At 62.3% G+C, this 25,783-nt stretch carries 18 protein-coding genes and 2 tRNA genes; 14 read left to right on the top strand and 6 right to left on the bottom strand.

Annotated elements, in window-relative coordinates:
- Positions 1-3 precede the first annotated feature (3 nt).
- Together BCA01S_RS00500 and BCA01S_RS00495 are read left to right on the top strand one after the other, a co-directional pair.
- The gene (locus BCA01S_RS00500; protein WP_027775253.1) at positions 4-1,599 is read left to right on the top strand and encodes a PqiB family protein; all 1,596 of its coding nucleotides are present in this window, start codon (positions 4-6) and stop codon (positions 1,597-1,599) included.
- A complete protein-coding gene (locus tag BCA01S_RS00495; RefSeq protein WP_042317726.1) occupies positions 1,596-2,333 on the top strand; it encodes a PqiC family protein in 738 nt (245 codons plus the stop codon). Before BCA01S_RS00500 ends, BCA01S_RS00495 begins: the two co-directional genes overlap by 4 nt.
- Positions 2,334-2,459: 126 nt before the next feature.
- On the opposite strand, the gene BCA01S_RS00490 is transcribed toward BCA01S_RS00495, so the two are convergent.
- Positions 2,460-3,215 (bottom strand): TetR/AcrR family transcriptional regulator, encoded by a 756-nt coding sequence (locus tag BCA01S_RS00490; protein WP_027775251.1) that lies wholly within the window; start codon positions 3,213-3,215, stop codon positions 2,460-2,462.
- Between the two features lie 438 nt (positions 3,216-3,653).
- On the opposite strand from BCA01S_RS00490, the gene BCA01S_RS00485 reads away from it, so the two are divergent.
- The 7 genes from BCA01S_RS00485 to BCA01S_RS00455 all read left to right on the top strand — a co-directional run bounded on the left by BCA01S_RS00485 (position 3,654) and on the right by BCA01S_RS00455 (position 13,385).
- On the top strand, positions 3,654-4,724 hold the full coding sequence (locus BCA01S_RS00485) for a VOC family protein (RefSeq protein ID WP_027775250.1): 1,071 nt from the start codon (positions 3,654-3,656) through the stop codon (positions 4,722-4,724).
- Between the two features lie 35 nt (positions 4,725-4,759).
- Positions 4,760-5,716, top strand: coding sequence for a fumarylacetoacetate hydrolase family protein (locus tag BCA01S_RS00480; protein WP_027775249.1), 957 nt, complete (start codon positions 4,760-4,762; stop codon positions 5,714-5,716).
- Positions 5,713-7,680, top strand: a complete 1,968-nt coding sequence (locus BCA01S_RS00475; RefSeq protein WP_027775248.1) for an acyl-CoA synthetase — start codon at positions 5,713-5,715, stop codon at positions 7,678-7,680. The genes BCA01S_RS00480 and BCA01S_RS00475 overlap by 4 nt, the downstream gene beginning before the upstream one ends.
- A gap of 192 nt (positions 7,681-7,872) precedes the next feature.
- Entirely contained in the window at positions 7,873-8,610 is a 738-nt protein-coding gene (locus tag BCA01S_RS00470; RefSeq protein ID WP_027775247.1) for an OmpW/AlkL family protein, read from the top strand.
- 51 nt (positions 8,611-8,661) lie between these two features.
- A complete protein-coding gene (locus tag BCA01S_RS00465) occupies positions 8,662-11,640 on the top strand; it encodes a molybdopterin-dependent oxidoreductase (protein WP_027775246.1) in 2,979 nt (992 codons plus the stop codon).
- Between the two features lie 10 nt (positions 11,641-11,650).
- Positions 11,651-12,514, top strand: a complete 864-nt coding sequence (locus tag BCA01S_RS00460; RefSeq protein WP_027775245.1) for a 4Fe-4S dicluster domain-containing protein — start codon at positions 11,651-11,653, stop codon at positions 12,512-12,514.
- Between the two features lie 193 nt (positions 12,515-12,707).
- A complete protein-coding gene (locus tag BCA01S_RS00455) occupies positions 12,708-13,385 on the top strand; it encodes a TetR/AcrR family transcriptional regulator (protein ID WP_303621336.1) in 678 nt (225 codons plus the stop codon).
- A 168-nt stretch (positions 13,386-13,553) separates the two neighbouring features.
- Here the strand turns inward: BCA01S_RS00455 and BCA01S_RS00450 are convergent.
- Together BCA01S_RS00450 and BCA01S_RS00445 are read right to left on the bottom strand one after the other, a co-directional pair.
- Positions 13,554-13,640: transfer RNA gene (locus BCA01S_RS00450), tRNA-Leu, on the bottom strand.
- A 198-nt stretch (positions 13,641-13,838) separates the two neighbouring features.
- Positions 13,839-13,925 (bottom strand) — tRNA-Leu (locus BCA01S_RS00445).
- Positions 13,926-14,222: 297 nt separating this feature from the next.
- Between BCA01S_RS00445 and rnr the strand changes: the two genes are divergently transcribed.
- The 3 genes from rnr to rpiA all read left to right on the top strand — a co-directional run bounded on the left by rnr (position 14,223) and on the right by rpiA (position 18,422).
- Complete coding sequence (gene rnr, locus BCA01S_RS00440; protein WP_027775243.1) at positions 14,223-16,724, top strand: ribonuclease R; 2,502 nt, start codon at positions 14,223-14,225, stop codon at positions 16,722-16,724.
- A 194-nt stretch (positions 16,725-16,918) separates the two neighbouring features.
- Positions 16,919-17,662, top strand: a complete 744-nt coding sequence (gene rlmB / locus BCA01S_RS00435; protein WP_020065733.1) for a 23S rRNA (guanosine(2251)-2'-O)-methyltransferase RlmB — start codon at positions 16,919-16,921, stop codon at positions 17,660-17,662.
- Between the two features lie 64 nt (positions 17,663-17,726).
- A complete protein-coding gene (rpiA, locus tag BCA01S_RS00430) occupies positions 17,727-18,422 on the top strand; it encodes a ribose-5-phosphate isomerase RpiA (RefSeq protein ID WP_027775242.1) in 696 nt (231 codons plus the stop codon).
- 63 nt (positions 18,423-18,485) lie between these two features.
- Here rpiA and BCA01S_RS00425 read toward each other — a convergent pair whose 3' ends face one another.
- Positions 18,486-19,814, bottom strand: coding sequence for a glycosyltransferase (locus BCA01S_RS00425; protein ID WP_027775241.1), 1,329 nt, complete (start codon positions 19,812-19,814; stop codon positions 18,486-18,488).
- Positions 19,815-19,981: 167 nt separating this feature from the next.
- Between BCA01S_RS00425 and BCA01S_RS00420 the strand changes: the two genes are divergently transcribed.
- Both BCA01S_RS00420 and BCA01S_RS00410 read left to right on the top strand, forming a co-directional pair.
- Positions 19,982-21,199 carry a glycosyltransferase family 4 protein gene (locus BCA01S_RS00420; protein WP_027775240.1) on the top strand — a complete coding sequence of 406 codons (1,218 nt, stop codon included), beginning with the start codon at positions 19,982-19,984 and terminating at the stop codon, positions 21,197-21,199.
- A gap of 269 nt (positions 21,200-21,468) precedes the next feature.
- Positions 21,469-21,891, top strand: coding sequence for a helix-turn-helix domain-containing protein (locus BCA01S_RS00410; RefSeq protein ID WP_020065737.1), 423 nt, complete (start codon positions 21,469-21,471; stop codon positions 21,889-21,891).
- 231 nt (positions 21,892-22,122) lie between these two features.
- Here BCA01S_RS00410 and BCA01S_RS00405 read toward each other — a convergent pair whose 3' ends face one another.
- Complete coding sequence (locus tag BCA01S_RS00405) at positions 22,123-24,534, bottom strand: polysaccharide biosynthesis tyrosine autokinase (RefSeq protein WP_027775239.1); 2,412 nt, start codon at positions 24,532-24,534, stop codon at positions 22,123-22,125.
- A 23-nt stretch (positions 24,535-24,557) separates the two neighbouring features.
- A complete protein-coding gene (locus BCA01S_RS00400; RefSeq protein WP_027775238.1) occupies positions 24,558-25,754 on the bottom strand; it encodes a polysaccharide biosynthesis/export family protein in 1,197 nt (398 codons plus the stop codon).
- Between the last annotated feature and the right edge of the window lie 29 nt (positions 25,755-25,783).

Raw genomic sequence — 25,783 nt, 5'->3', positions numbered from 1 at the left:
ACGATGCATCTTTCCAACCTGACAAGCCCTGAACTCAAGCCGCGCAAACGTTGGCTGCCGTCGCTCATCTGGCTAGTGCCGCTTATTTCAGCGTTGATCGGCGTTGCGCTGGTGGCGCGATCCATCGTGGACAAGGGGCCCGTGGTGAGCGTGACCTTCAGTAGCGCCGACGGCATGGAAGCGGGCAAAACAAAGGTCAAGTACAAGGACGTCGAGATCGGCTCGGTACAAACGATCACGCTGTCGAAGGATCTGCAGCGCGTCATCGTGAACATCCAGTTGAGCAAGGACGCGGAGAAATTCGCGACCGAGGGCACGCGCTTCTGGGTCGTGCGCCCGCGCGTCGGCGCAAGCGGCATCTCCGGGTTGGGCACGTTGCTTTCGGGTGCGTATATCGGCGTGGATATCGGCCGCTCCGCCCAGAAGCAAACCGCTTTTCCCGGCCTCGAGAATCCGCCCATTGTCACGACGGGGCAGCTTGGCCATCAGTACACGCTGCGCGGCCAGTCGCTGGGCTCGGTGGATATCGGCGCGCCGGTTTTTTACCACCGTATCCAGGTCGGTCAGGTGGTTGGCTTCTCGCTCGATCCGAGCGGAGCGGGCGTGGTGGTCAACGTATTCGTCAATGCGCCGTTCGACCGGTATGTGGCAACCAATACGCGTTGGTGGCATGCAAGCGGGGTCGATCTACGGCTCGATTCGAACGGGCTCAAGCTGAACACGCAATCGCTCGCGACGGTCGTCGTGGGAGGGCTCGCGTTCCAGTCTGCGCCGGGACAGGAGGCCGGACAACCGGCAGCCGACAAGGCGGTGTTCCGGCTGGCCGCGGACGAATCGGACGCGATGCGCGAGGCCGACGGCCCGCCGCTGAATGTCGTGATGCGATTCAATCAGTCTCTGCGCGGGTTGTCCGTCGGCGCGCCAGTCGATCTTCGCGGCATAGCGCTCGGGCAGGTGACGGACATCGGCATCGAGTACAACGAAGGCAAGAAGAGCTTCAGTATGAAGGTGTCCATGGCGCTCTATCCTGACCGGCTCAGCCGCCGCTCCAGCGAGGCCCTGCCCGCGCCGGACACGCCTGGCGGCCACGAGTTGTTGCAGCATCTCGTGATGGAAGGGCTACGCGGACAGCTGAGAACCGGAAACCTTCTGACCGGACAGCTTTATGTCGCGCTCGACATGTTCCCGAAAGCGCCGCGCGCGAGCGTCGATGTGCACCGCAACCCAATTGAATTGCCCACCGTGCCCAATACGCTCGACGAACTACAGGTGCAAATCGCGGACATTGCAAGAAAACTGAACCAGGTGCCGTTCGACCAGATCGGCGCCAATCTGAACGGCGCGCTCGCGAACGCCAACAGGCTGTTCGGGCATGTGGACACGGAGATCGTCCCGCAAGCCCGCGACACGCTCGCGGCCGCGCAAAAAACTTTCAGTACCGCTGAATCGACGCTCCGGCAGACCGCGCCGATGCAGTCGGACATTCAGGACGCGATGCAGGAACTCACGCGTACGCTGCAATCGCTCAACGCGCTCGCGGATTACCTTGAGCGGCATCCGCAGGCGCTGCTGGTCGGCAAGAAAGGAGACAAGCCATGACACTGAAATACCTCTACCCGTTGAGCACCGCGGCGCGTATCGCTGCCGCCGTTGGACTCGCCGCTTTAGCTGGATGCGCGTCGCCGCCTACGCACTTCTATACGCTGGGCGCCGACGCGCAGCCGACGATTGTGAACAGCACGTCGAGTCCCGCCTTCGCGATAGATATGCGCCCGGTCAAGGTACCGCCCGCCGTCGCCAGAAGTCAGCTCGTTGTGCAGATCGACGCGGCCCAGGTGAAGGTGCTGGAGGACGACCGGTGGGCGTCCCCGCTTCCCGACGAGATCCGCTACGCGCTTCTAGCCGGCGTGAATCAGCAGGCCGGCGGCGCGCCGAGTGGGGAGAGCGTCGCGCACGACGCGGATATTCCGACCTATCAGATCGCTGCAGACGTTCAGCGCTTCGAATCATGGCCTGGATCGCGTGTACTGATCGACGTCATATGGAACGTTCACAGGCTCGCCGGTAGCCAGACATTGACCTGTCGCAGCGTGGTGAGCGAGCCGGTGCAAGACGGCTATCAGGCCATGGTGAACGGACATCGGCGCGCGATACGGACGATCGCTACACAGATCGCGCAGGCCGTGCGCGCGTTCTCCAGCACATCGACGGAGGCTGGCCTTCGACCTGCGGCGACATCTGTCAAAACGGGGAAGGCGGCGCTGGCATGTCCCCGCTTGTCCGATAGCGCTGCAACTATCGCCGACCGATCGGTCCCGCGCGGCGAGGATTAAAGCAGCTCCGCGAGCCGCGTATCACGCCCTATGAGCGTGGTGCGAGCGGCACCGGGGGTGACATTCCGGCTGACAGTCCGGGTGCGATGGCAAACGCACCCGGACCGCTCGCGTTAGTCATCTGTCTCACTGCTCCTCGGCGGCCTCGTCCACGACGGGCAGCGGACGCGCCGCGATCTTTTCCGCCTCCGCGCGCTTCAGACCCAGCGTTTGCAGCAGCACGGCCGCCGTGCGCTCGGGAAAATGCTCGCCGCTGAAGCCGAGCTCTGCGAGCACCGCCGGTGCGGTTGCGCCTGGTGCGGCAAAGTTAAGATCGGCCGCAATAACTGAGAGGACCGTGCCTCCCACTGCCAGAAACGCGACAAACGGATCTGCGACGATGAAACGCTTCGCAGCGATGCCGTTTCCAATGTCGCGCAGCAGTCGCTGGCCCAGCCCGCGGCTGACGACGCGAGCAGAGAACCCTTCGCGAATCAGGAAACGTCCCCAAACCGGGTCGCGCCGTGCGCGCAGCACCGTATGGCGCACCGAGACAGAGACCACTTCGGCCGGATCGGAAATGCCGCCCGCCAGACGGTCGAGCATGTCCGCGAATTCCTCGAACACGTTGTCGATCAGCGTCGCGTAGATCGCCTCTTTCGACTCGAAGTGATTGTAAAACGAGCCGAAGCCGACGTCTGCGGCCTCGGTGATCTCATTGATCGCCACGCCCTCCATGCCTTTTTCGGCCATCAATCTGAGCGCCGCGTCCAGCAGCCGCGCGCGTGTCTCACGTTTGCGGCGCGCGCCGCGCGGCTCGCGTTCTTCGACGGCGGGAGCCGGCGAGACGGGCGCCTTACGCGCCGGACGCGGGGCTGTCCGGCGATTTGTCGTGTTCGTCATGTTCAATCCTGATCTGGTTATGTCCACAGTATAGATTCGAACGTCTACGTTGACAAAACCATCAGCGATGAGTTTAATGTCATCAACGGCGCAACGGCCGGTCTAATGAAAACAGATGGAGTGACTGTGGAGACAGCAACCCGAAAGGGTGTCGCGCCGACCGGCCGGCACTACCTCATTCTTCCGCGCATGGCGGCGTCGTCATGCGTCATTCATGCCGTGGCGGAGAAATGCCCGCCAGCGGAGACAGCGATTGCCCGGCGACCTGTGAGCCGTCGCGTGACAGGCCTATCTCGCTGCTGTCCAGGCATCCCTCTGGTTCACGGTACCGTCGGCAAGCTCGGTGGGCAACGACATCTTCCGCCGTCTGCGCCCGCTGCCGGTTCGCCGGCTTTCGAAGCCGCATCGGTCACTACGATCGCCTGATCACATCCCGCCATGAAAATCACTACCGCACAGCCTGCTCGTCACGCCAACCCGACCGCAAAAGCAACGGCATTGAGTTATCTGATGTTCGAGCGGCCTGATCTGGAGCAGGCAGAACGATTTCTCAACGACTTCGGGCTCCTGACCGTATCGCGGGACGAAGCGCTCCTGCTTCTTCGCGGTACCGGCGCTTCGCATTTCTGCTATGCCGTGCGCAAGGCGCAGAAAGCTCGCTTTGCCGGGTTCGGTCTGCAGGTCGGCAGCCTGGCCGAACTCGATGCACTGGCCAACCTGCCGGGCGCGTCCCAGGTGCAAGCGTGTGCGCTCCTGGGCGGCGGCTACGTCGTTCAGCTAACCGATCCGTCGGGCTTCCAAGTCGATGCGATATGGGGCCAGTCGCCGGCGGAGGCCTTGCCCCATCGGCAGCCGCTGTCTTTCAATTCCGTCGATGCGGCAGTCCGCATCAACGATACGCAGCGGCCACCCGAACGGCCGCCGGAGGTCATCCGGCTCGGCCATGTCGTGCTCGAACTCGCCGACTATCAGGCGACCTGTGCGTGGTACACGCGCCACTTCGGCTTCATTCCGAGCGACGTACAGGTGCTTCCCGACGGTTCGCCGGCAGTTGCATTCTTGCGGCTGGATCTCGGTGACGAGCCGGCCGACCATCACACGCTCGCGCTCGCACAGGGCTTCGTGGCGACCTACAGCCATAGTGCCTACGAAGTCGTGGACGCCGACGCGGTCGGTATGGGCCAGCGCGTTCTGCGCGACAAAGGCTGGACGCACGCGTGGGGCATCGGCCGGCATATTCTCGGCAGCCAGATATTCGACTATTGGCAGGACCCGTGGGGCGACAAGCATGAGCACTACTGCGATGGCGATCTATTCACGTCCGCCGCGCCAACGGGCGTTCATACCGTGAGCCGCGAGGCGATGGCTCAGTGGGGTCCCACGATGCCACGCAGTTTCACGAGGCCCCGATTCACCCCCGCGAGCATAGCCGCATTGATTTCGAATTTGCGGCGCTGCCCAGATCTCACGCTGAGCAAGCTGAGGACGCTGGCCAGAATTTTCGCGTGACACCACACCTTTTCTTGGAATCCGGAGATCGACCTATGCCAGTTCACGTTCTGCATTACCTGCATGAAGGCCGCGCACAATGGGGCGTCGTGGCCGATGGCGCTATCACGCCCATCCCCGGTGAGTTCAAGTCCACCGCGGAGTTCATCGAGGCCAATCCTGTCGAGCAGTTGCTGTACCTCGACGGTCAAAAAATCGCCGAATCCGACGTGCAATGGCTCTCGCCCGTCACGGCCGATCAGCAGTTCATCTGCCAGGGCGCCAATTACCGCCAGCATATGATCGAGTCCGGCTTGGACCCTGATGTGAAGAAATTCAACATGATCTTCACGAAGGCGTCTAGCTGTATCGTTGCCGCCGATTCCCGGTTGGTAAAGCCCAAGGAGGTGCAGTTTCTCGACTACGAGATCGAACTCGGCCTTGTTCTCAAGCGCAACGTCACATCGCGCCAAACGGTTACCGACGAGAATCTCCACGACTTCGTCGCGGGCATCGTCATCGTCAACGACTATTCGGCGCGCGATATCCAGATTCCGCAAATGCAGTTCTACAAGGGCAAGAGCTACCGCACGTTCGGCCCGGTCGGTCCATACCTCTGTCTGCTTCAACAGCAGGACATTCCCAAGCTGAAGGAGCTCAAGCTGACGTTGACTGTCAACGGCGCGGTTCGCCAGAGCGATTCGACCGCGGGTCTCGTCTACGGTCCGGCGGAGACTTTAACTGAACTCTCCGGAGTGCATGACCTGTACGCAGGCGACCTGCTCGCGACCGGGACACCGTCCGGCTGCGCGCTCATCGTTCCATCGCCCGAGAAGCAGCGCGCCGCGGCGCAACTTCCGGAAGCGGAAAAGTGGCGCATGTTCCTCAAGATGCAGTCCGAGCGGCCGCAGTATTTGAGCATGGGAGATGTGGTGGAAGCGCGTATCACCAGCCCCGACGGTTCGATCGACCTTGGGGTGCAGCGTAACCTGGTCGTCGCAGAGGCAGCATGAAAGGCGTCGCGAACCTACAGGACGTTCTTGCTATCGAAGCGCAAGGACAACCGGCCGATCTGCCGTCAAACACCTACGAGATGATCTGCCGGGGCGCCGCGATCGATCCATCGGCACCGGCGCTTTCGTATTTCGCAACTGCCGACGATTACGCGAACGCGAAGCACTGGACGTACAGCGAACTGCTGCGCGATATCACGCGCACGGCGAACATGCTGTCGCGCCTCGGCGTACAGCGCGGCACGGTTGTCGCCTACGTGCTGCCCAATTTGCCCGAGACGCATTGTGTGATCTGGGGCGGCGAGGCGGTGGGGATCGTCTGTGCGATCAATCCGATGCTTGAAGGCGAGGCGATCTGTCAATTGCTGAAGTCGTCAGGTGCTGCCGTGCTTGTCACGCTGGCCCCGTTCCCGGGCACTGACGTCTGGCAGAAGGTGCAGCCGGTTCTGAATAAGGTGCCTTCGCTCAAGCATGTCGTACTGGTCGATCTCGCCGGCGAGGCGCGCAGCGACCGGGCGGCTCCGGCCCAGACGGGTCGAGCCGGCGAATGCTCGCCGCAGCACGAACCTGTCGGCGAGAGTCGCGCCGTGGCCTCGCAGATTGAGTTCCACGATTTCGCCACGGCAGTTGCGCGCGAGTCGGGCGAGGCGCTTTGCACCGCGCAGCGGATGAACCCGGACGACGTGTCCTCCTACTTCTGCACGGGCGGCACGACCGGGCTGCCCAAGATCGCGATGCGCCGACACGGCAACGAAGTGGCCAACGCGTGGAGCGCCGGCCGGTTCCTTGGAGAGAGCGTCGGGCCCGGGAAGACGATTTTCTGCGGACTACCGCTCTTTCACGTCAACGCCGTCATGGTGACGGGTCTGCTGCCGTTTTCGCGCGGCGCGCATGTCGTGCTTGGCACGGCACAGGGCTATCGGGGCGAGGGCGTCGTCAAGCGTTTCTGGGAAATCGTTGAGCATTACCGGATCAACTTTTTCAGCGGCGTGCCAACCCTCTATGGTTCATTGATGGAGGTTCCAGTCGATGGCCGGGACATCGGTTCACTCGAATACGCACTATGCGGCGCCGCACCCATGCCGGTTGAGTTGCTCCGTGCATTTCAGGCTCGCACGGGAATAAGAATTCTCGAAGGTTACGGTCTCACCGAAGGCAGTTGCGTCAGCAGCGTCAACCCGCCGCTCGGCGAACGCCGGGCCGGCTCGATCGGTCTGCGTCTGCCCGGTCAGGCGATGAAAGCAGTGGTGGTCGACGAGGCCGGCCGCTACGTCCGCGACTGCGCTGCAAATGAAGTCGGACAGTTGCTGATCTCCGGCCCGAATGTATTCGTCGGCTATGCGAGAGCAGAGCAGAACAGCGGCATCTGGATGGATACGGGCGACGACCGCCGTTGGCTTAGCACGGGCGACCTCGGACGTTGTGACGCCGATGGTTACTTCTGGCTCACCGGCCGCAAAAAAGAGCTGATTATCCGGGGCGGACACAACATCGATCCCGCGGCAATCGAGGAACCGTTGCATCGTCATCCGGCGGTACGACTCGCCGCTGCAGTGGGCCGCCCGGATACGCACGCGGGCGAGCTGCCCGTCGCCTATGTCGAAACGAAGCGGGGCATGAGCGCAACAGAGGCGGAATTGTTCGATTTCCTGCGTGGCGAGATTCAAGAGCGCGCCGCGCTGCCGAAGGCGATCCGCATTGTCGATTCCATGCCGCTGACGGCTGTAGGCAAGATTTTCAAGCCCGCGCTCAAACGGCGCGAGACGGTAGACGCAGTTGATTGCGCTCTTGCAGCGGCTGGCATCGAAGGCGCCAGCATTAGCGTCGTTGAAGACGCGACAAAGGGTCTTGCGCTGCACGTCGAACTTTCCGATCTCGCACTGGAGGCTTTGGCCGCTTCGGCACTCGCACGTTTTCCGTTCGCCATTTCGTTTTCTTGTGTGCGCCAGCAGCAGGAGCGGTGAAGCCGCCATAGCAGGGACGCGACGATAGGGCGTCGCCGCACGCAAAGACGTTTGCGCGCATTGCCTCTTCATCGCACGGGTAACGATTCAATTAATTTAGTACGGCTATTAAAAATCTAAAAAAATGCCTCACTAATGGCATGGACGAGCCCAATTCATAACAGTTGCGGCAAATGGAGACAGGAGAAAACAATGACGAAGCAGAGGAGAACCGGCATTGCCGGAGCGGTGGCGTGCGTCTGCGGGATCGCGTTGACTGATGCGGCCCACGCGCAGAGCGCAGGCAGCATGACGCTGTCGCTCGGATGGTTGCATGTGGCGCCACAGGGTCACGCAACGCCGCTCACGGTCGAGAGCGTTGGCGGGCAGCCAGTGAATCAGACGCTCACAGGCACGGGGGCGCATGCATCGACGTCGGATACGGTGGGAATCACAACCGAATACTACGTGACGGACAGCATCGGCGTTGCCGCGCTTCTGGGTTTTCCAGTGAAGGTCGATCTGATTGGGGAAGGGACGCTAGCGAAGTACGGCAATCTTGGCACGACGAAGCCCATGCCGCCGGCGATCGAACTTCGCTATCACCTGTTTTCGGCCGGCTCGGCGTTCCGGCCATTCATAGGGCTCGGCGTGAACTATACGTGGTTTACACAGGTACGGGCTACTAACAAAGCGTTCGTCGAAGGAAGCTTTGGACCCGGCGGATCGGCGCACGCGACGCTTAGTTCGTCGTGGAATCCGGTATTCGAGCTGGGTGCAAGTTACGCGATCACAAAGCACTGGTCCGTTGGAAGCAACGTCAACTACATGCCGGTCAAGACCAACCTGACCTTGCACGGGCAGACCGCCACGGGAACCCAGGTCGTGTCGAAATCCACGCTCAGGCTGGATCCCGTGAGCGTTTTCGTGAACGTGGCGTACACGTTCTAGCGCAAGTCCGCCCGCTGCGCTTCCAACACAAAGCTCACATAGGATCGAATGATGAAACGACAGGTCCTCAAGACCATTCTTTTTGCGCTGCCCAAAGTTCTCGAACTGACGGCGCGCCGCTTTCCGGCTTATCGACATCGGCTGAAAGAACACGATCTGGTCGCCTGGATCGGACTGATGGACGAAAGCATGGGGCGCGCAATCCAGATAAAGAACGGGCGAGTTCGCTCTCTTGCTGACACGCGCCGAAAGCCGGACGTACGCATCGCATTCAAGGATGTGGCCACCGCGCTCAAGTTTCTCTCTCCACGTCCCGATCAGGCCGAGATCGTGCATGCGGCGAAGAATTTCAAGGTCGTGACGGAAGGCGACGACGAACTGCTGGTGTGGCTCATGCAAACACTGAGCATGATGCAAACCGTCGGCCTGCCGATGGGTACGCCGATGCGCGATGGCACGCGGCGCTATGCGACCTGTACGAACGGCGGGCCGTTGTTCGTCTATGTAAAGGATGGTCGCATCGTCCGGGTCACGCCCATAGACCTGGATCGCTCCGATGCGGCAAGCTGGGAGATCGAGGCGCGCGGACGCCGTTTCAGCCCGCCGCGGCGAGGCATGGTCGCGCCGCACGCGTTGGCGATCAAGTCACTGGTCTACTCGGACAAGCGCATTCTTCACCCGATGAAGCGGGTCGACTTCGACCCTGATGGCGAACGCAATCCGCAAAACCGCGGCACGTCCGGCTATGTGCCGATCAGTTGGGACGAAGCTCTCGACATCGTCTCGCGGGAGATCAACCGGCAAAAGCGCGTTCATGGTCCCGGTTCGATCACGTTTCCGATGTCTTCCCATCACCAATGGGGCAATGTCGGCTACTACCTGAGCGCGCTGACCCGGTTTGCGAACCTGATCGGGTTCACCCGCGTGGCCGCGAATCCGGACAGTTGGGAGGGATGGTACTGGGGGGCGATGCATCACTTCGGCAACTCGATGCGGGTCGGCGTGCCGTCCGGCTACGGCGGCGTCGAAGATTGCCTGAAGGAAGCGGAAATGATCGTGTTCTGGTCCTGCGATCCGGAGAGCACCAATGGGGCATACGCCGGATTCGAAGGAACGGCGAGGCGTCTGTGGGCGAAGGAGCTTGGTATCGAGTTCGTGCACATCGATCCGCACTGCAATCCGACCGCCCAACTGTTCGGCGGACGGTGGATTCCCGTGCGGCCGCAAACCGATGCGGCGCTGGCCACTGCCATCATGCACGTATGGGCCGTTGAAGGCTTATATGACGAGGACTACGTTGTCTCGCGCACGACCGGCTTCGACGAGTGGCGTGCCTATCTGCTGGGCGAATCCGATGGCGTGCCAAAGACGCCGGAATGGCAGGAGCCGGAAACCGGCGTTCCTGCAAAAGATGTTCGCGCGCTCGCGCGGCGCTGGGGAAACAGGAAGGTCTATCTCGCCGTCGGCATGACAGGGGCGGGATTTGGCGGTGCGGCACGCGGCGCCACGGGCGCACAATGGGCGCGCTGCATGGTCATGATGATGGCGATGCAAGGCTGGGGCAAGCCGGGCGTCAATTTCGGCTGCCTGGAGATCGGGGTTCCGCACGATCTGCAGTTCTACTTCCCTGGCTATGCTGACGGCGGCATGTCCGGCGACCTGGCCTGGACCGCGAACGCGGTGAACAACTACCAGCGCATGCCGCATATTCTCACCATGAATCCGGTCAAGCAGATGGTGCCGCGGCAGCAACTGCCCGACGCGATTATCAACGGCCATGCGACCGGATATCTATGGGACGGCATTTCTCAGGAAGCGCAGTTTGCGCCGTTCAGTTACCCGATGCCCGGTTACTCGCCCATCCACATGATCTACCGATATGGCGGCTCCGCCTTCAGCACGGTGACCCGATCCGGACGCTGGGCCGAGGCTTACCGGCACCCGAGCATCGAGTTCGTCGTGAATCAGTCGATCTGGATGGAAGGCGAGGCGCAGTTCGCCGACATCATCCTGCCCGCGTGCACGTCGCTCGAGCGATGGGACATCGGCGAATGGTCGAATTCCGGCGGCTACGCACATCATGGTTTCAGCACGGTCAATCATCGCATCATGACCATGCAGCACAAATGCATCGAGCCACTGGGCGAGTCGCGCTCCGACTACGACATCTTCACTGCCATCTTGAGCCGGCTCGGCCTCGGCGGCGTATTCACCGAGGGATGCAGCGAACTCGACTGGGTCAAGCGTGTGTTCGAATCGTCGGATTTACCCGATCACGTTTCGTGGCGAGACTTCTGCCGCAAAGGCTATTTCGTCGTGCCACCCGAGAAAGCGGCATTGCGCCAGCCGCCGGATATGCGCTGGTTCGCGCAGGGCCGTCGCAAGGACTTGCAGGAACCGCATCCGCTGCCGTCGCAGCATGCCGAAAAATTCGGCATGGGGCTGCAAACGCCGAGCGGGAAGTTCGAGTTCATACCCGAACTGCTCAAGCGCCATACCGCAGACAACCCTGAGCGGCCCGCGCTGAACCGCTATATCCCGTCGTGGGAAGGGCTGCGCTCGGACCTGGCTCACCGGTACCCATTGCAACTGATCGCCACGCACAGCCGCTACAGCTTTCATACGCATTGTGACGGCAAGAATTCGTCCATCAACAGTGTCGAGGATCATCGGGCGCTCATCGGCGGGCACCGTTTCTGGCTCCTCAGGTTGAGCGCGGCCGATGCGGCGATGCGATGCATCGGTCATCGCGATCTCGTCAAGGTCTACAACGACCGCGGTGCCGTGATCTGCGCGGCCGACGTTTCGCCGCTGGTCACCGCAGGGGTCGTCAAGTCATATGAGGCGAGCGCCGAGTTTCAATTGATCGAGGTCGACGGCGAACGCGTCGAAATTGGTGGTTGCATGAACATGCTGACACCCGACCGGCCCCAAACGGCAGGAACGAGCAGCATGAGCCCGAATTCATGCCTCGTACAGGTCGAAAAATGGCGAGGCGCCGAAGCGTTTCTGCTCGCCCGCGCAGCGTAAGGAGCACAGCGTGAAAAAATGGAATCTGATTATCAAGGTCGGACGTTGCGAGAACTGCCAGAACTGCGTCATCGCCGCGCGCGACGAGCACGTCGGCAACGACTTCCCCGGTTACGCCGCACCCGCCGCGGCCGGCGCCGGGAGCCCCATCCGGATCTTGCGCCGTGTGCAGGGCCGCTCGCACATGGTCGACACGACCTACCTGCCCGTGATGTGCAATCACTGCGACGACGCGCCATGCGTGCGCGCGGGTGACGGCGCCGTTCGCAAACGTGCCGACGGCATCGTCATCATCGATCCTGACAAGGCGCGCGGGCGGAAGGATATCGTGAAGTCCTGCCCCTACAAGGCGATTGTGTGGAACGAGGAATTGCAACTGCCGCAGACGTGGATCTTCGACGCTCACCTGCTCGACGCGGGTTGGCAGCGCCCCAGATGTGAACAGTCATGTCCGACTGGCGTGTTCGAAACGGTCAAGCTGGACGACGCAAAGATGGCGGAAAAGGCCAGGCAGGAGGGGCTGAAGGTCTTGCAACCGCGTCTCGGCACAAAACCTCGAGTGTGGTACAGCGGCCTTGAACGCTGGGAAAGCTGCTTTATCGGCGGAAGCGTGAGTGCCGAGGTGAAAGGCATCGTCGAGTGTGTTGCCGATGCCGTGGTTGTGCTGTATGCGCGTGGCGAGAAGATTGCCGAAACGGTGTCGGACGCGTTCGGCGATTTCCGGTTCCTGGGCCTCGCAAAGGACAGCGGCCTCTACCGGGTGCAGATAGTTCACGCGCTCGGCAACGCGTCACGCGAGTGCGAACTGGGCGAAAGCGTCTACCTCGGCGAAGTGAACGTCGTGCAGCCGGCGACCGCAGCCGAGCCCGCGTAACGTCAGGATGAGCGTGCTTGCCGGGACGGTTCGTTATTTCCGTTCCGGTTTTATCAATTGACTATATAATCAGTTATGAGTTTTATATGCAGACATGATCGGTGCGCCGCTCGATGCACCGGTAGAGCTGTCGAGCAACCCGCCATTTGACACGTTCGCTTAGGCTCGGCGAGCCCAGACGGCAACGCCACCGGTGAGCTACGCGATGACGCACGAACGCCTGACCCACGCGCGGAGGAAACAGCAGACGCGAGAGCGTCTGTTCGAGGCTGCGCGGAGCGTTTTCCTTGAAAAGGGTTTGGCCGCAACGAGCGTAGAGGACATCGTCAAGGCGGCGGGTTATACGCGCGGCGCGTTCTACTCCAACTTCCACTGCAAAGAGGAACTACTTCTGGAACTGCTCCGGCGCGATGCCGACGAGGCAAGTGTGCGTCTGCAGTCCATCGTCGCGGAGAGGGGCAGGGCGGACGATATGAGCTCGCGCGCCATCGCGTACTACAGCCGCTGCTTTCTCCAAAGCGATTCCTTTCCGCTTTGGATGGAGGCGCATCTCATTGCGCGCCGCGACAGCGCATTCCGGGAGCGCGTGAATGCGCTCCGCCACGAACAACTGGAAGAAGTCAGCGCCTATTTGCGAGCGAATGTCATGCATGGCGGCTGCGAGTTGCCTTTGCCGCAGGACGCCGTCGCGTTGACGCTGATGAGCCTGTGCAACGGCGTGCACTTCTTGAAGATATGCACGCCGCAAGCAGTCAGCGACGAGGCGATTCAATCCTTGGTCGGCGAGCTTATTTCAAATGCGCTGCGGCAATTGTCACCGGAAAAACGTCAGGACATGAAGTGCGGCAGCGTTACCGCGCCGTGCGTGTGAGCGATTGAACGTGGCCGACCGTCGTGCATTAACGATGCGTGAGGTCTGAGTAGGGGCAAAAATCGTCGATGTCAGTAGAACGCAATGGATCTATAGACAACAAAAAACCCCGTAAGACGTTGACCTTACGGGGTTTCTCGACTACTGCGGCTTACGCCGGAACAACTGTGGTGCCCAGGAGAGGACTCGAACCTCCACGGTGTTGCCACCGCTAGGACCTGAACCTAGTGCGTCTACCAATTCCGCCACCTGGGCACGTCTTCAAGCTAGAACGCTATTTTAGCGGGCTGATGCAGCGTGTCAATCCCCGCTATAAACAAACTTCGCTTTTACAGCCACGAGTAATGCATCCAATGCCGACGACCGGTAATCGGACTGCATGACCATCAAGCCAAACGCTTTGCACAAAAACTAAAGCCGCCCATACAACATGGCGGCTTTAGTTTTGAATCCTGGTGCCCAAGAGAGGACTCGAACCTCCACAGTGTTGCCACCGCTAGGACCTGAACCTAGTGCGTCTACCAATTTCGCCACCTGGGCAGGTGATGAACAGCAAAGACCGCCATTATAGCGGCAGGGTGGAGCCTGTCAAGCGTTTCTCCTTAAACAACCCGTCAACGACGCTGCGCGGGCTTCCTGGCGACTATTGACGGCCCGCGTGGCGCGCCGCACGGGTGTTAGAATGCCTCGCAGTAGTTCGTTGGCACGGTGCACAAGCCCGTCGGACTCAGCCTTGAACGAGCCGGACCCGAGACAGTCTTTTTAGTGCAACGGCAGGCGCGGATCATGCGCGCTGCAAACGCTTCTTAAGCCGAGCCACATCGCCGACCGACGTCCATGCAACGAGAAAAAATCATCGACAAGCCCTTGAGCAAATTTCCGTATCCGATTCCGAGCCGCGAGGAAATCCTCGGCGTCCTGCGTACGAGCGAAGCGCCGCTCGCCGCCAACGACATCGCCGAAGCCTTGTCGATCAAGCGCCAGGAGCGCGAGGGATTCTTCAAGCGCCTCGGCGCGATGGAGCGCGACGGCCAGATCCGGCTCGATCAGCGCAATTTGTATCAGCTGACTCATCCGTCGAACTTCGTCGCGGGGCGCGTTCAGGGCCATCGCGACGGCTACGGCTTCCTGATTCGCGACGACGGCCAGGACGACCTGTTCCTGCCCACTGCCGAAATGCAGAAGGTCATGCACAACGACCGCGTGCTCGCGCGCATCGTCGGCTATGACCGGCGTGGCCGGCCGGAAGGGCATATCGTCGAAGTCACCGACCGTGCGAACAAACGCGTCATCGGCCGCCTGCTCAACGAGAACGGCGCGCTGATCGTCGCGCCGGAAGACAAGCGCATTGGCCACGACATCCTGATCACGCAGAACACCAAGAAGGCCAAGGTCGGTCAGGTGGTGGTCGTTGAGCTGACCGATTTTCCGAGTCGTCATTCGCAGCCGCTCGGCCGCGTGGCCGAAGTGCTCGGCGATATCGACGACCCCGGCATGGAAATCGAAATCGCGGTGCGCAAATACGGCGTGCCGCACGAGTTCAGCGCCGACGCCCTTGCCGAAGCCTCGAAACTTCCCGACGAAGTCCGACCGGCCGACGTGCGTCACCGCGTCGACCTGCGCGACGTGCCGCTCGTCACGATCGACGGCGAAGACGCGCGCGACTTCGACGACGCCGTCTATTGCGAGCCGGTCAAGGTAGGCCGCGGCGATGGGTTCCGCCTGATCGTCGCGATCGCGGACGTCTCGCACTACGTGCATCCGAAAAGCGGCCTCGACGCGGACGCGATCGAACGCAGCACCTCCGTTTATTTCCCGCGCCGCGTGATTCCCATGCTGCCGGAGAAACTGTCGAACGGTTTGTGCTCGCTGAATCCGAGCGTCGACCGTTGCGTGCTGGTGTGCGACATGATCGTCACTGCACGCGGCGAAGTGAAGGCGTATCAGTTCTATCCCGGCGTGATGCATTCGGCCGCGCGCCTGACTTATACCGAAGTCGCCGCGGTGCTGAAGAACACCAAGGGTCCGGAAGCCGCGCGCCGCGCCGCGCTGCTGCCGCAACTGCAGAACCTGTACGGCGTCTACAAGTCGCTATTTGCCGCGCGTCAGAAGCGCGGCGCGATCGACTTCGATACGACCGAGACGTACATCGTCTGCAATGCGCAGGGCAAGATCGAACAGATCGTGCCGCGCACCCGCAACGACGCGCATAAGCTGATCGAGGAATGCATGCTGGCCGCGAACGTCTGCGCCGCCGACTTCCTCAAGCGCAACAAGCATCCGGGCCTGTTCCGCGTGCACGCCGGGCCGACTGCGGAGAAGCTCGAGAATCTGCGCACGTTCCTGCGCGGCATGGGCCTTACGCTCGGCGGCGGCGACAAGCCGCATGCAAGCGACTACGCCGCGCTGATGGCGCAAATCCGCGAACGGCCCGACGCGCAGATGCTGCAAACCATGTTGCTGCGCTCGATGCAACAGGCCGTGTACAGCCCTGACAACATCGGCCACTTCGGTCTCGCCTACGAGGCGTATGCCCACTTCACGAGCCCGATTCGCCGTTATCCCGATCTGCTCACGCACCGCGCGATCTACGCGATCCTGCAGGGCCGCAAGTATCAGCCGGAGCCGCCGCAAGGCGTCACGCTGAATACGGCACTGTCGCCGCGCGCACGCGCGATGCAGCAGGCCGACGAGGAAAAAAGCGGCCGCTCGCGCTCGAACAACGTGGCGATCTGGGAAGAACTGGGTCTGCATTGCTCGGCCAACGAACGCCGCGCCGACGAAGCGTCGCGCGACGTCGAAGCATGGCTCAAGTGCTATTTCATGCGCGACAAGCTCGGCGAAGAATATGGCGGCATGGTGAACGGTGTCACGTCGTTCGGTATTTTCGTGCAGCTCGACTCGCTTTTCATCGAAGGCCTCGTGCACGTCACCGAACTGGGCTCCGACTACTTCCAGTACGACGAGATCAAGAACGAACTGCGCGGCGAGCGCACCGGCATTCGCTACCGCCTGTCGGATCGCGTGCGCGTGCAGGTGAGCCGCGTGGATCTCGACGCGCGGAAGATCGACTTCCGTCTCGTGCGGGATACGCCGATCAAGCCGCATCCGGTGCGCGGCGTGGCGCCGGCCGACAAGTCATCCGGCGAAAACGGCGGCGCGCGCGTGCGTGCATTGCCGCCGGTCGAAGGCGGCAATGCGGCGGGCGCGCGTCGCAAGAAAGCGGCTCCCGCACAAAGCGCTGCCGTCAAGGAAGCACGCGCCGCGCGCGGTGCCGCGAAGAAGCACGGCGCACCGCCCAAACCGGCGTCCAAGCCGACGGCGCGCAAGAAGCGCTAAAGCCGCCTCATGGCTTGAACCGCGCGCAGCGGGTACGTCTGGACGTGCCGGTTGCGCGCGGTGTTCGTTTCATCTGCCTGGTTCAATCTGCGGTCAATCCCGGATTCACGCGCTGGCTGGATCGCGCACAGGCACATATATTCATCACAGCAGCGCGGCGATCCTGCCGCGCTCAATCAAAGGTTGTATCAGTCATGGCACGTCACAAGGTTCTATACGGTTTCCACGCAGTCACCGCGCGTATCAGGCACGACGCGTCCACCGTCGAAGATGTCTATTACGACGCCACGCGCAAGGACCGTCGCATGACCGAGTTTCTGCACGTGGCGAAAGAAGCGGGCGTGCGTCTCATCGCCGCCGACGAAACGCGCCTGTGGGGCCTCGCGCACACCGAGCGTCACCAGGGCGTCGTCGCGCGCGCGGGCGACATGCCGCTCGCGCAGAACCTGGCTGAATTGCTCGACGGCATCAACGGTTCGCCACTCATTCTGGTGCTCGACGGCGTGACGGACCCGCACAATCTGGGCGCCTGCCTGCGCGTCGCCGACGCTGCCGGCGCGCACGCGGTGATCGCGCCGCGTGACCGGGCGGTCGGCCTGAACGCGACTGCCGCGAAGGTCGCGAGCGGCGCCGCTGACACCGTGCCGTACATCACCGTGACGAACCTCGCACGGGCGTTGCGCGAACTGAAGGACGCCGGCGTGTGGGTCGTGGGCACGGCCGGCGAGGCCAGCAAGAGCCTGTACGAGACGGAACTCGACGGTCCCGTTGCACTCGTGATGGGCGCCGAAGGCGAGGGCATGCGCCGCCTTACGCGCGATACCTGCGACGTCGTCATGCAGATTCCGATGGCTGGCACCGTGGAAAGCCTGAACGTATCCGTGGCGAGCGGCGTATGTCTGTTCGAGGCGGTCAGGCAGCGGGCGGTGAAGAAGTAATTCCGGCCGTCCCGAGGCTTCTACTCCGGTAAACTAGTGTTTTTTACTGCTAGCCGGCACTCCCATGACTCAAGACGAACTCAAGCAACTGGTCGGCCAGGCCGCCGCCGACTACGTCCACGCCAACGTGCCCGAAGGCTCGTTGATCGGCGTGGGCACAGGCTCCACCGCGAACTGCTTCATCGACGCGCTGGCTGCCAACAAGGCGCGCTATCGCGGCGCGGTGTCGAGTTCGCTTGCTACCACCGCGCGCCTGCAATCGCACGGCATCAAGGTGCTCGATCTGAACGAAATCGATTCGCTGCCGGTTTATGTGGACGGCGCGGACGAGATCGACCACAGCGGCGCGATGATCAAAGGCGGCGGCGGTGCGCTGACGCGCGAGAAAATCGTCGCGTCGGTATCGGACGTGTTCGTCTGTATCGCGGATGCGAGCAAACTCGTCGACACGTTGGGCGCTTTTCCTCTGCCGATCGAAGTGGTGCCGATGGCTCGCACCGCAATCGGCCGCCGCGTCACCGCGCTCGGCGGTGTGCCGGTGGTGCGCGTCACGAAAGAGGGCACGCCCTTCATCACCGACAACGGCAATGAGATTATCGACGTCAAAGGTCTGCGTATTAGCGACCCGCGCACGCTCGAAATGCATATCAACGCGTGGCCAGGCGTCGTGACGGTCGGACTCTTCGCGGCGCGCGGCGCAAATCTGTGTTTGCTCGGCACGGACGCCGGCGTGCAAACCATCGAATACCGCAAGGACTGACTCACGTGCGGGCCTGCTCACGCGGGCTCGCACGCATCCATCGTTTCAGCAGCGGCACGCGTTCTAGCGGCTTGTCTGAGTATTCGTTCTGTCACCGGGGCGCTGCATGGCGGCCGTCAACGCGTCCATCATTCGCTGCAAATACCGCTCGACCGAAAATTCCGCCTGTGCATCGGTCAGGGCCTGTTGTGCGAGGCGCTGTGCGAGCGCCGGATCCGCGCGCAACGCGACGATTGCGTCCGCGAGCGCCGCTGCATCGCCGGGCTTGACCAGCCAGCCGTTGCGGCCATGCCGCACGATCTCCGTTACGCCGCCTGCGGCCGCCGCGATCACCGGCCGGCCCGCCGCCATCCCCTCGACGATCACACGGCCAAACGGCTCGGGTTCCGTCGACGTGTGCAAGATCACATTCATCGCTTTCATCCACGTGGGCACGTCGTCCTGAAAGCCCGCGAAATGCACGCGTTCGGCAATGCCGAGCGCGGTGGCCTGGTCGCGCAGACGCTGCGCATAGGCATCCTCACCAAATAGCGGTGCGCCGACCAGAACGAGGTGTGCATCGGGCAATTGCGCCAACGCGTCGAGCGCAATGTGCTGACCTTTCCACGGCGCGAGGCGGCCGAACAGACCGGCGAGCCATGCGTTCTCCGGCAAGCCGAGGCGCTGCCTGAGCGAGCCGATGTCGGTGCCATCCACTCGATTGAACGCGCTCGCGTCGATGCCGTTGTAGACGACCGGCACCGAGTCAGCGGCGAGACCCGTGAGTGCTGCAAGCGACCTCGCCGATGCCTGCGAATTGACGATCACGTGGTCGACCGCAAGCCGCACCGCCCACTTGATGACGCTCAGTTGCACCCGGCCGAAATGCTCGCGCGTGAGGATGTCGTGTTGATACCAGACCACAGGCTTGCGATACAGCGCCTTGCCAAGCGCGCCCAGCACAAGCGCTTTCTGTGTGTTGACGAACAGTACGTCGAACGCGCGCGCGCGTGCCGCAAGAGCGCGGACCTGCCGCACGATGCCCGGCAGCACGCGCAAGCAGTTCAAAGCCGACGCTTGCCGCGCGATGCCCGAAACCTTCGCGTCGTTGATCACTTGCACGCGAGCGCCGAGCGCTTCCAGACGCATGCGAAACGGACCGTCGGCAAGCAAGACGACTTCGCTATGCGATCTGCAATGTTCTGCCAATTGCAGCAGCGCGAACTCGGCCCCGCCGAGTTGGCCGCTTTGGTCGACAAACAGCACGCGCGGCAATGCGCTCGTGTGCCTGACCGCGGGTGCCGACATGCCGGAGCCGACCGGCGCGGCAGGCGCTGCAACTGGATCGATGAACACCGGCGACACGAGCGGAAGCGGGGTAGCGATTGGAGAGGCGTCGAGCGTAGGGCGCATAGGAAGGCGAATTAATTGGTTTTTGTTCGTTCGCAAGAGGCGAATGGCGATGATTAATTATTCGCGTCCAGTCGCGCGTCGAATGTGTGCACGCGCACACGCAGCAAACGAAGCGCCACATACACTCGTTGCTAAGCCCAGAGGCGTTGACTGAGGATAAGGAGATCATGAGAGTTGCGATCGTGCACGACTGGCTCGTCGCACCCGGCGGCGCGGAGAAAGTACTCGAGCAGATCATCGAATGCTTTCCCGACGCGGATCTTTTCAGTCTCGTCGACTTCCTCGAAGACCGCCGGCCGTTGCGCGGCAAACCGGTCACGACCTCATTCATTCAAGGCCTGCCGCTCGCGCGGCGCCGCTACCGCGCTTACTTGCCGTTGATGCCGCTCGCGGTCGAGCAATTCGACCTCTCGGGCTACGACCTCATTATCACGAGTTCCTATGCGGTTGCGAAGGGTGTGCTCGTCGGACCCGATCAGACGCATGTGAGTTACGTGCATTCGCCGATGCGTTACGCGTGGGATTTGCAGCATCAGTATCTGCGCGAAGCGGGATTGACACACGGACCCAGGTCCTGGCTCGCGCGCCTGCTGCTGCATTACCTGCGTGGCTGGGATTCGCACTCGGCGAATAGCGTGGACCGTCTTATCGCCAATTCGCAATTCGTCGCGCGCCGCATGATGAAAACCTACCGACGTGACGCGGCCGTCATTCCGCCTCCCGTCGACGTGCAGCAGTTCGAACTGTGCACACACAAGGAAGACTTTTATCTGACGGCCTCGCGAATGGTGTCGTACAAGCGCATCGACCTGATTGTCGAGACGTTCAGCGCAACGCCGCACCGCCAGTTGGTCGTGATCGGCGACGGACCCGAAATGGCTGCGATTCGCGCCAAGGCCGGGCCGAATGTGACGATACTCGGCTATCAGCCGGCCGGCGTGCTCAAGGACTATTTGCAGCGCGCGAAGGCGTTTGTCTTCGCTGCCGAAGAGGACTTCGGCATCGTTCCGCTCGAAGCACAGGCCTGCGGCACGCCGGTCATTGCGTTCGGCAAGGGCGGAGCGCTCGAAACAGTTGTGCCTGTCGGTGAAGTGCATCCTACAGGCGTTTATTTCGGACGACAGACTGTCGTGTCGATGCTCGATGCCATCGACCGTTTCGAGCGGCAGCGCGAGCAGATCACGCCAGCCGCTTGCCGTGCGAACGCGGAGCGGTTCTCGTCGGCTGTGTTTCGCCGCGCGTTCATGGCCGAGGTGACGCGCACGATCGCCGCGGCGGGCTTGCGCAGTGAGGCGGCGGTAGTGGAGAGAACTGGCGCCGATCTCATCACCGACGAGGTTGGCTGGCCTGCACAGCCGGCGTCGCGGAGCAGTTGGGGACGATGAGCCGAGGCTTTCGCGAGCTTCCTTGCTCGGCGATTCAAACCTGTTTCAGCAGGGCAGCATCATCGAACAAGTCGCCGGGCGATGCCACCCGAGCGGCTATCCGGGGGGAGGCGCCAGCGTGGGTCATGGCCGCCTCGATACACGGTCTTCGACGCGGCGACAGCCGGCACGGATTGTCGCGGCGATTTATTACAACAGGCAGTCGTTATTCGTTCGTCACGTGGTGACGCATGCGAGCACGACCTTTGGACGAGGATGAACCTACACTCATGAATGCCGATCGCCTTCCGGGATCCTTTCCCGACATTGCTCAAAGCTGGGCCGCGCTGCAGGCTCACGTGCCCATTACTCCCATTCGCAACGAGCATGATTACCAGACGATGGTCGAGCTCGCCAGCGCGCTTGCCGCCCATCTGAACGGCAAGGAGGACGATCCGCTTGCCGATCTTCATGCAATCGTTTCGGAGCTCGTCCGCGCCTGGAAAGCGCAGAATACGACGCTTCCGAAAGGCGAGCCGCGCGAGGTATTGCGGCACCTGCTGGAGACCCACGGCCTCAAGCAGAAGGATCTGATGGGCATCGCGTCGCCGACAGTGGTGAGCGATATCCTGGCGGGCCGCCGTTCGATCAGCAAGAAGGTCGCTAAAGCGCTTGCCCAGCGTTTCCAGACGGACGTCAGCGCATTTCTATAAGGCCGTAGCCGGGCGGCGCCGATCGTCCGCGGTCCGCCTGTGCGGCTGGTTTCACTCAAGACGTCTCACTCGTTCTGCGCCGGCGGTTTTCCGCTGTCGGCGCCCTGTCTGCTATCGCTCCAGCACCCTCACCATTGCATCATCGCGCGTCGACGCAGTAATAGAAAAAAGGGCCGCGTCTCCGTGGAGCGCGGCCCTTGATCGCTTACCGTTTATCGCTTGCAGCGTGAATCAGCCCGTCTTGCCGGTGTCGTCAGAATGGGCAGTCGCGTACGTGTATGCATAAGCATAGTCGTACGTACCATTTTTATGGTGACTCTTCAGCGGTACGGCGTTCATCACGCCACCGACCACGCGCGCGCGTGCACGGCGCAGCTTCTTCAACGCTTCTGCGAGATGGCCCTCGGTGTGCGCGCCGGCGCGCATGACGAGTACCGTCGAGCCCGCGAGGTTCGCGACCACCGCGGCGTCGGCGACCGCAAGCAGCGGCGGCGTATCGACGATGATCAGGTCGAACTGCTGTTCGAAACGCGCAAGGATTTCACTGAACCGCGACGAGGTGAGAATCTCCGACGGATTCGGCGGATAAGTGCCCGCCGCGATGAAGTGAAGACCCGCGACGCCCGTCGCGCGTGCCGCCGTTTCAAGGTCCACCTGGCCTGTCAGCAACTCGGTGAGCCCGCCTTCAGGGGAGCGGCCGAGATATTGTGCGAGACGACCGCGCCGCAAATCGGCGTCGATCAGCAGCACGCGCTTGCCGGATTCGGCGATCAGCGCCGCGAGGTTTGCGCTCAGGAAGCTCTTGCCGTCGGACGGCGCCGGACTCGTAATCGCGATGATGCGGTTCGGCGCATCGAGCAGGCCGAACTGCAGCGTGGCGCGCAAGCCGCGCAAGCCTTCGACAGTCGTGTCGTACGGATGCGTCTTGACGAGTAGCGGGCGCACCGGCGTCCTGCCCGACGCGATCACGGTCTGTGTGCCGATTGGCTCGGTGCGCGCTTCGTCTGCCGCTGCATTCGCGCGCGAGCGGGACGACAACAGTCCCGCGATGCCGCTCGGGGACGCAGTAGCATCTTCCACTTCGGTCGGCCGCGAACGAGGCGCGGCAAGAGCGGCTCCGCGCGTCGCGCTCAACAGCCGGTCACTGCGCGCCTGTTCCGGACTGAATGTGATCGCGCCGAAAATCGGCAACTGGAAGCGGCGTTCGACAAATTCCGGATCGGCCACACCGGTAAAAAACTTGCGCCTGCAGTACGCGAACAGAATGCCGCCGATCACGCCGAGCAGCGTGCCCGCCGAAATCACCAGTGCCGACTTCGGCCGCACGGGCTTCGACGGCAGCAACGCTTCGTCGACGATGTGAACATTGCCGATCGTGCCGGCTCGTGAGATCGACAACTCCTGAATCTTGTTGAGCAGCGCGACGTAAATCTCTTCGGCGACTTTGGCATCGCGTTGCAATGCGAGCGCGTTACGCTCGGAACTCGGCAGCGTCGTGAAGTGGTCTTCGAATCGTGCTTTCTCGCGGGCCATTGCGGCCAATTGCGAGTCTACTTGCAGCACTTCCGGGCTTTCAGGTGTGAAACGCTGCAGCAATTGCGCGCGCTGAATACGCAGCGCCGCGATCTGCTTTTCGTAGTCGAGGCCACCGGCGAGATACACGCCCGCTTCCTGAGTCGGCTGGAACGAACCGACTTTCGACTGATACTCCGATAGCGCGGTTTCCGTCTTCTTTACCTCGTCGCGCAGCCGTGGCAGTTCGCTGTTGAGAAAGTCGAGCATGTGGCTCGCTTCTTCCTGTGCGCGTTCGGTGCGCTGCTTCAGATACGAGGCGGCTACCGCGTTCGTGATCGCGGTGATCGCATGGGCATCCGTACCCGAATACGACAATTGCACGACGCCCGTGTCGCGGCCTTTCTCGGTGACCTGCAACGAAGTGGACAGCCCCGACACTGCGTCCAGCTGATTGAATCGCGTGATGTAAAACTCGGTGCCGGGACGCGCCACCAGTCTTTTCACCAGCAGCGTGATGTCGTGGCCCTGTGCCTGCACGCCGGCCACGCCCGTCAATAGCGTTGCACCGCGCGCATCGGTCAGTGCGTATCGGCCCCTGTCGAGCGCGTGCAGCGTCAGTTGCGCGCCTTCGAGCGCCTTCGGCACGACGATCGAGGCAACCTCGAACTGCTCTCCGCCCCAGGCATATTCGGTCAATCCGAACGGTGCGGCGAACGGGTGCCCCGGGCTCGCAAACAATGAAGCAATCTTGCCCAGCACCGGCACCGTGTTCGCCGATGTGCTGAAGTTCAGCTTGAATTGCTCGACTACCGGCTCGACCACCGCGCGGCTCTTGATGATTTCGATCTCGGCCTCCGTGCGCATCGGGCCCACGCTCGGGGTCAACGAAAGCAGCTTCTGATTTTGCGCGTTGTTGCCGCTGCTCTGCGCGTCGACCTGAAGCAGCGCGTCGGCGGAATAGACCGGCGTGGCGATCTTCGTATAGACGACCGCGGCGAGGATCACGCTGCCTGCAATGCCGACTACCCACCAGATCTGCTCCGTAACCGTGCGCAGCAGATCGCGCATCACCGCGTCTTCGTCGCCGCCCGGCGCCGGGCCGTGGTCCAGCATGTCATACGTACTCATGTCGATACTCCGTTGCAAGCAATTTATCTGGACAACTGGACGGTGTAGAACAGCGACTGGAGAGTCGGCGTGATCTGTTCGAGTGCGCGATTAAAGCGCGCGGCATTCGACACTTGCACGTACACCACATCCTTCGGTTGCAGATCGAACTTGGTCATTAGCATCAACGCGTCCACTTGCGTCATATCGAGTTGATAGACGTCCGGCGTCAGCGTTTTGTCGGCGCCACGCACCACATAGACGTAGCGCGGATCGCCGGTCTTCACATCGAGACTGCCTGCGCCGGTGAGTGCGTCGGCGAGCGTGAGACGGCCGCGGTTCATCGGCAGCGAAGTCGGCTTGTTGACTTCGCCGAGCACGAATACGCGGCTGTTCGAGCGATCCGGCACGTCGATGATGTCGCCGTCCTTCAGCAATACGTTCTGCTGCGGGTCGCCTGTTTCGAGTAGCGCCGCTACGTCGACCGTATGGCGTTTGCCGTCGCGCGTGACGCCGACGTTCTGCAGATCAGCGTCGGGCAGCGCGCCTCCCGCACGGTTGATCGCGTCGAGCACGGTGAGCGGCGCATCGGTGATTGCTTCGGACGCAGGCGTGCGCAGGTTGCCGGTCACCTGCACCGACTGACTGTTGAAGCCCGACACCCGCACGTCGAGTTGCGGGTCGCGAATCGTGCGCGCGAGACCTTTCGTCAGCGCTTCCTGAACCTGTTGCGCAGTCATGCCTTGCACCTTCATGCGGCCCACGCGCGGAAAGAAGATCGTGCCGTTATTGGCGACGCGCACCGTGAGACCGCCTTCGCCGCTGCTCATCGTGGTGGGCGCGATGGGCGTCGCGCCTTGTGTCTGCGTAGGGCCGGGCGAGGGCGCGGCGCCGCTGCCTCCGGGCAACGGCGGCGTGGCGGTTGCGAGGCCCATGCCGCCCGTCAGTTCAGGGTGATCCCAGACGATGATGGTCAGCTGGTCGCCTATCCCCAGCCGATACTCGTAAAGGCCGCGCGTTTGCGGCGTAAGGCACGTCAACGGGCACACGGCGGGAACGGTGGCCGCGCGTTGCTCGCGGAAATAACCGACGTCGATTGCGTGCACCGGAAACTTTTCGGCGGTCTGCTCGGGCGGTGCCGGCGGTTCCAGCCGTTTGGTGTCGAGGTATGGTCCGGGCGCCAGTGAACAGGCGCATAGAGATGCAGCCGCGAGCGTCGCGGCAATTGTTTTGATAGTCATTTTATGGTCCCTTCGCGTGTAGCCGGTAC

The sequence above is a fragment of the Paraburkholderia caledonica NBRC 102488 genome (assembly GCF_000685095.1).
GTDB classification, from domain to species: domain Bacteria; phylum Pseudomonadota; class Gammaproteobacteria; order Burkholderiales; family Burkholderiaceae; genus Paraburkholderia; species Paraburkholderia caledonica.
This window is presented reverse-complemented; position numbering and strand designations above follow the sequence as displayed.

Coding starts and splice junctions, on each gene's coding strand:
- BCA01S_RS00500 (WP_027775253.1), top strand. CDS start 4: ATGCATCTTTCCAACCTGACAAGCCCTGAACTCAAGCCGCGCAAACGT.
- BCA01S_RS00495 (WP_042317726.1), top strand. CDS start 1,596: ATGACACTGAAATACCTCTACCCGTTGAGCACCGCGGCGCGTATCGCT.
- BCA01S_RS00490 (WP_027775251.1), bottom strand. CDS start 3,215: ATGACGAACACGACAAATCGCCGGACAGCCCCGCGTCCGGCGCGTAAG.
- BCA01S_RS00485 (WP_027775250.1), top strand. CDS start 3,654: ATGAAAATCACTACCGCACAGCCTGCTCGTCACGCCAACCCGACCGCA.
- BCA01S_RS00480 (WP_027775249.1), top strand. CDS start 4,760: ATGCCAGTTCACGTTCTGCATTACCTGCATGAAGGCCGCGCACAATGG.
- BCA01S_RS00475 (WP_027775248.1), top strand. CDS start 5,713: ATGAAAGGCGTCGCGAACCTACAGGACGTTCTTGCTATCGAAGCGCAA.
- BCA01S_RS00470 (WP_027775247.1), top strand. CDS start 7,873: ATGACGAAGCAGAGGAGAACCGGCATTGCCGGAGCGGTGGCGTGCGTC.
- BCA01S_RS00465 (WP_027775246.1), top strand. CDS start 8,662: ATGAAACGACAGGTCCTCAAGACCATTCTTTTTGCGCTGCCCAAAGTT.
- rnr (WP_027775243.1), top strand. CDS start 14,223: ATGCAACGAGAAAAAATCATCGACAAGCCCTTGAGCAAATTTCCGTAT.
- rlmB (WP_020065733.1), top strand. CDS start 16,919: ATGGCACGTCACAAGGTTCTATACGGTTTCCACGCAGTCACCGCGCGT.
- rpiA (WP_027775242.1), top strand. CDS start 17,727: ATGACTCAAGACGAACTCAAGCAACTGGTCGGCCAGGCCGCCGCCGAC.
- BCA01S_RS00425 (WP_027775241.1), bottom strand. CDS start 19,814: ATGCGCCCTACGCTCGACGCCTCTCCAATCGCTACCCCGCTTCCGCTC.
- BCA01S_RS00420 (WP_027775240.1), top strand. CDS start 19,982: ATGAGAGTTGCGATCGTGCACGACTGGCTCGTCGCACCCGGCGGCGCG.
- BCA01S_RS00410 (WP_020065737.1), top strand. CDS start 21,469: ATGAATGCCGATCGCCTTCCGGGATCCTTTCCCGACATTGCTCAAAGC.
- BCA01S_RS00405 (WP_027775239.1), bottom strand. CDS start 24,534: ATGAGTACGTATGACATGCTGGACCACGGCCCGGCGCCGGGCGGCGAC.
- BCA01S_RS00400 (WP_027775238.1), bottom strand. CDS start 25,754: ATGACTATCAAAACAATTGCCGCGACGCTCGCGGCTGCATCTCTATGC.